The 4905-nt window shown below is 70.9% G+C and carries 5 protein-coding genes; 3 read left to right on the top strand and 2 right to left on the bottom strand.

The genetic code is table 11. From position 1 onward, the window contains the following. Positions 1-993: MFS transporter (locus tag D7V77_RS40180; RefSeq protein WP_147452321.1), on the top strand; the 993-nt coding region annotated here is incomplete at its 5' end. A 66-nt stretch (positions 994-1059) separates the two neighbouring features. Here the strand turns inward: D7V77_RS40180 and traC are convergent. Continuing rightward, the gene (gene traC, locus D7V77_RS40175) at positions 1060-2877 is read right to left on the bottom strand and encodes an outer membrane exchange accessory lipoprotein TraC (RefSeq protein ID WP_120581470.1); all 1818 of its coding nucleotides are present in this window, start codon (positions 2875-2877) and stop codon (positions 1060-1062) included. A gap of 275 nt (positions 2878-3152) precedes the next feature. Here traC and D7V77_RS40170 point away from each other — a divergent pair, with 275 nt between their 5' ends. Both D7V77_RS40170 and D7V77_RS40165 read left to right on the top strand, forming a co-directional pair. Further along, a complete protein-coding gene (locus D7V77_RS40170) occupies positions 3153-3389 on the top strand; it encodes a hypothetical protein (protein WP_120581469.1) in 237 nt (78 codons plus the stop codon). Positions 3390-3498: 109 nt separating this feature from the next. Continuing rightward, positions 3499-4290 carry an FRG domain-containing protein gene (locus tag D7V77_RS40165; RefSeq protein WP_120581468.1) on the top strand — a complete coding sequence of 264 codons (792 nt, stop codon included), beginning with the start codon at positions 3499-3501 and terminating at the stop codon, positions 4288-4290. Here the strand turns inward: D7V77_RS40165 and D7V77_RS40160 are convergent. Then, positions 4247-4729 (bottom strand): hypothetical protein, encoded by a 483-nt coding sequence (locus D7V77_RS40160; RefSeq protein ID WP_233597522.1) that lies wholly within the window; start codon positions 4727-4729, stop codon positions 4247-4249. The genes D7V77_RS40165 and D7V77_RS40160 overlap by 44 nt on opposite strands. Positions 4730-4905: the final 176 nt, after the last annotated feature.

Raw genomic sequence — 4905 nt, 5'->3', positions numbered from 1 at the left:
GGGGGCCTGTGGCTGGGGTCGGGGGCCATGCTGCTCATCGGCCACTCGGAGACGCCGGGGCGCATCGCGGTGGCGGCCTTCCTCCTGGGCATCCTGGGGGACCTGTACCGGCCGGCGGTGTCCGCGGCGGTGGCGGACCTGGTGCCGCCCCGGGACCGGGCGCGCGCGTACGGGTTGCTCTACTGGGTCATCAACCTGGGCTTCGCCATCGCGCTGCCGTTGGCGGGCCTGCTCGCGGGGATGGGCTACCGGCTGCTCTTCATCGCGGACGCGGTGACCACGTTCCTCTACGGCTGCTGCGTCTGGGCGTTCGTGCCGGAGACGCGGCCCCCGGAGGCTCGAGCGGCGCACGCGGAGCACTCCCCGCTGGGGGCGGTGCTGACGCCCTTCCGTGACAGCGTGTACCTGGCCTTCTGCCTGCCGGTGTTCGCGCTGGCCCTGCTCTTCCACCAGAGCTTCATGAGCCTGCCGGTGACGCTGACCCAGCAGGGCCTGACGCCCGCCCAGTACGGGCTGGTGATGTCCGTCAACGGCGTGCTCATCGTCGCGCTCCAGCCGTTCGTCGTGCGAGGCGTGGGCCGGGTGCGCCGCTCCACCGCGCTGGCGGTGGCGGGCGTGCTCACCGCCGTGGGCTTCGGGCTGCATGCGCTGCCAGCCACCGTGCCGCTCGCGATGGCGGCCGTGGCGGTGTGGACGCTGGGCGAAATCGTCCACTCGCCGGTGGCGCCGTCGGTGGTGGCGGACCTGGCGCCGGCGGAGCTGCGCGGCAGCTACCAGGGCGCGTACCACATGATGTGGGGCCTGGCGTCCAGCATCGCCCCCGCGTTGGGAGGAGCGATGCTGGGCCACGTGGGTGCCACCGCGCTGTGGGCGGGCTGCTTCTGCGTGGGCCTGGCCGCGGCCGCGTGGCACCTGACCATCGCGGGAGCGCGCAGGCGCCGGGTGGAGACGCTGCGGCTGGAGCGCCCGGAGATGAGCGCCAGCCTGGACTGAAGGGCGCGGCGGGCGCCCTGGCGCGAAGCCGGAGCGCACCGCGCCGGGTGAGGCAGGTACGGCGGACTACTGCCCCACGCCGAGCAGGGCTTCCGGCTTCGTGAGGCCGCGCGCGCGGGCGACGGGCTGGAGGATGTCCTGCGGGGGCGCGTCCGCGGTGAGCAGCAGCGCGCGCACGGCGGTCTCCACCACGTCCTCCGCGCCGGGGCGCACCATGCCGCGCCGGGCGTCCTCCACGCGCTTGCCGCGGTACAGGTCGAAGCGCTCCTTCACGTGCTTCGCCACGTCCGCCACGGCCTTGTCGCCCGCGTCCACGCGCAGCTCCAACTCGTTGCGCAGCTGCACGGGGTCCGCGAGCACGCCGTAGCGGTCATAGCCCTTGTGCGCCAGGTCCTCGTGCAGCACCGCGTAGTCCTGCGTGTTGGGCGCGGGCACCTGCTGGGGCGTCAAGAGGTCGCGCATCACCGACGTCACCGTGGCCGTCACGGTGAGCCGGTGCAGCTGCACGTCGTAGACGAAGTCCGAATACATGGGCTCCTCCACGGTGATGGGCTCGCGGAAGACGGAGTCGCGGTTGCGCTGCACCTCGGTGCGCTGGGTCTCCGCCTTGTCCAGGGCCACCTGCACGGCCACCTCCAGCACGCGCGCCGCCTTGGACTTCATCGACATCAGGCCCTCATCCTGGGTGCACTGGCCCGAGCAGCGCTCCGGGTCGCACTCGCTGGGCACCTTGCCCGGGCTCTTCGCGTCGCGGGCCTCCTCGCCGCACTCCTGGATGGCCGCGCGGCACTCGCGCTTCTCCCGCTCACGGCAGCGTTCGGCGACGTCGCGCAGCGTGCCCAGCTCCAACTGGGCCTTGAGGTACTCGCGCAGCACGGCGGCCTGCTTGCGCTCCACGCCCTCCAGGGTGCGCTCCGCCTCCAGCAGCTTCTTCTCGTAGTCGCCGCGCTTGGGGTTGGGCACGGAGCGGTTGCCCGCGAGGTAGCGCTGGCTGCGCTGGGAATCCTCCACCGCCTTGAGCGGCAGCACTCGCTCCAGGGACAGGTCCAGCTTCACGCCCACGCGGCCCGGGGGCGCCTCCGTCACGACCTTCAGGGGCAGCTTCGTGGGGAGCGCCGAGGCCAGCCGTCCCGCGCTCAGCCGCTGGGCGACGTCGGGGGCCTGGGCGTTGTCCTCCACGGGCGTGGCCACCACCAGGAAGGCCACCTCGTCGCGCAGCCGCTGCCGCACGGACTCCGCGCGCTCACGGGCGGCGGTGGCACCCACGCGCTCCTGGTCCGCGCGCACGTAGGCCACCAGCGCGTTGCCCAGCTTGCCTGCCTTCTCCAGCGTCTCCGCGCTGGCGAAGAAGCGCTTGGCCCACGCCACCTGTACGGCGTCCACGCCCTTGCGAGCGTTCACGTGGTCCGGCGCCACGGCCAGCACCGCGTCCAGCTCCGCTCGAGCGTCCTGGAGCTTCTCCTCCTTGAGCAGTCCCAGGGCCACCTGGACGCGCGCATCCAGTGTCTGGGCGAGCAGCGCGCGGGCCCCTTCATGGTCGGGGTTCAGCTCCAGCACGCGCACCAGCAGCTTGGTGGCGGACGGCAGGTCCCCGGAAGCGTGGGCGGCGGCGGCCTCCTGGTACACCTCCTCGCCCCACTCCCTGCGCACCGCGCGCAGCTTCACGGTGATTTCGGAGGCCTCCGGATCCGCGGCCAGGGCGCGCAGGTAGGCGGCTTCGGCTTCCGCCCAGTGGCGCTCCTTCACGGCGCCGTCGCCCTCGCGCACCGCGCGGGAGAAGGCGGAACAGCCGCTGAGCAGCACGAGCGACAGCAGGGCCAGGGCGCTCAGCCAGCGGGAGGAATCGCGGGGGGTTCGGTCGGCGGGGGAGCTCACGCGCCGCATTCTCGCGGGAAAGCGCTCCGGGCGTGAAGATTCCGACGGCCTGCCCGGCTGGTTGCTCCGCGTGAAGGCAGACATCCTGGCGGGACGGGCCAAGGACGCCCGACGTCATTAGGCTGTTGTGCCTTTTGAATGTGTCGCACCCACACGGTCTTCTGCTGGCAGCGATGAGCCGGGGTGCAAGCGTTCAGTGTCCAGGCGACGGACTGCCGGGAATGACGCGACGCACCAGTCAGTAGAGGGAATCAGCACCCACGAGGGGGGCTAGAGAGAACCCAATGCCTTGTCCACAGCCGCGTCCCACCAAGTTCCACCTCCCGCTGCGGGCCGATACCTTCTCCATCGAGGACCACCGCAACGTCCACTGCCGTTTCTACGGCGGCTGCATCGACGTGGCGGTCCGTCAGGACTGGGAGAGCTTCACCTGCGCCAAGTGCCCCATGTTCCAGCAGGACAAGGCACCAGGCGCCAGCTCGTTTGCCTTCACGCAGCCCGCGAACTTCGGGCAGCCGTAGGTGTCTTTGTTTCAATCCCTGTGATTGAGCCGGCCGGGCGTCCTGGGCGCCCGGCCCCTGCGTTCCGGGAGGACCGGGCCCACCTTGTCAGGCGGCGAGGGGGCAGCGGATGCAGGAGCATCGCGTCACATCCTGGTTGGAGTTGCAGGACCTGGTGTTCGCGGGCTCATGGAACGAGCCGCTGGGCCGGTTCCGCACGAGCTTCGTGTTCCGGGGCGTTCCGGACGCGACGTTGGATTTGACGGCGACGCTCAACCGTCAGGGGGCGTTCGTGCGGTTGGAGCGGGACCTGCTGCGGGCCTTCCGCAAGTACGCGCGAGGCGTGCCGGGCACGGAGCGGCTGACGTCCATCTGGGACTGGCTGGCGCTGGCGCAGCATCACGGGATGCCGACGCGGCTGTTGGATTGGACGTTCAGTCCCTACGTGGCGCTGCACTTCATGACGGAGCGCACGGACCTGCTGGAGCAGGACGGCGCCGTGTGGTGCGTGGACTATCACCAGACGAACCAGCAGTTGCCCCGGCCGCTGCGTGAGCAGTTGCGGTTGGAGGGGGCGGACGTGTTCACGGCGGAGATGCTGGCGACGGTGGCGGGGGACCTGGCGACGTTCGACGGGTTGGGGGAGCATCCGTTCGTCTTGTTCTTCGAGCCGCCGTCGCTGGATGCGCGCATCGTGAATCAGTTCGCGCTGTTCTCGGTGATGAACGGGCCGGGGCTGAGCCTGAACGAGTTCCTGGGGCACCAGCACCAGGGCGTGCGCAGGCTGGTGGTGCCGGCGCGGCTCAAGTGGGAGATCAGGGACAAGCTCGACCAGGCGAACATCACCGAGCGGGTCCTCTTCCCCGGCCTGGACGGCCTCAGCCGCTGGCTGCGCCGTTACTACGCTCCGCGTCCCCGATAGGAGCAGGAACCTGTGGCTCTGGCGCGGGCGTTGGGACCTGGGGTGGCTCAGCAGGTATGCCTTCATCCGGAGGTCCCGGTGACTCCGCGACCACGTCCCCCTGGGGTGTGACGGCGTAGAAGAACCATCCATCCAGGATGCGTCGGCGCGGTCCCGCGCATCGCTCGAAGTCGGGATCCAACAGCACGTAGTAGAGCCCTGGTGTCGGGCCCGTGAAGAGCGAAACGTTGAGGCCGTCCTCGGGATGCTCGCAGCCGGAAAACAACCGGCGGGGGTTCGTCCTGACGAACTCGCGAACGGCGCCCACCGCGGCCTGCGCCGCGCCTGCGGGCATCGGGCTCTCCACAGGCCGAGCCGAGTGCTCATCCGGCCACTCGACAACAATGGTGCCCGGCCCACCCGCACACCCCACCAGCAATGACAGCAGCGCGAATCGCACGGCGCATCCTCGCACCCACGCGAGGAAAGCACCTCACGCTTTCACGCGTGCAAGGGCTCCCCACCCATGGGCCCGGACCCGTCCCGGTCGCGCCGTGACGCGCGCTCCGCGTCTTCCTTCGCCCACCGCGCGTCATCCTCGCGCGCGTTCTTGTGCGCGAGCACACCCCCCACGAG

The organism is Corallococcus sp. CA041A (genome assembly GCF_003612075.1).
Taxonomy (GTDB): Bacteria; Myxococcota; Myxococcia; order Myxococcales; family Myxococcaceae; genus Corallococcus; species Corallococcus exiguus.
The sequence above is the reverse complement of the archived record's forward strand: the minus strand, read 5'-3'. Positions and strand labels throughout refer to the sequence as shown.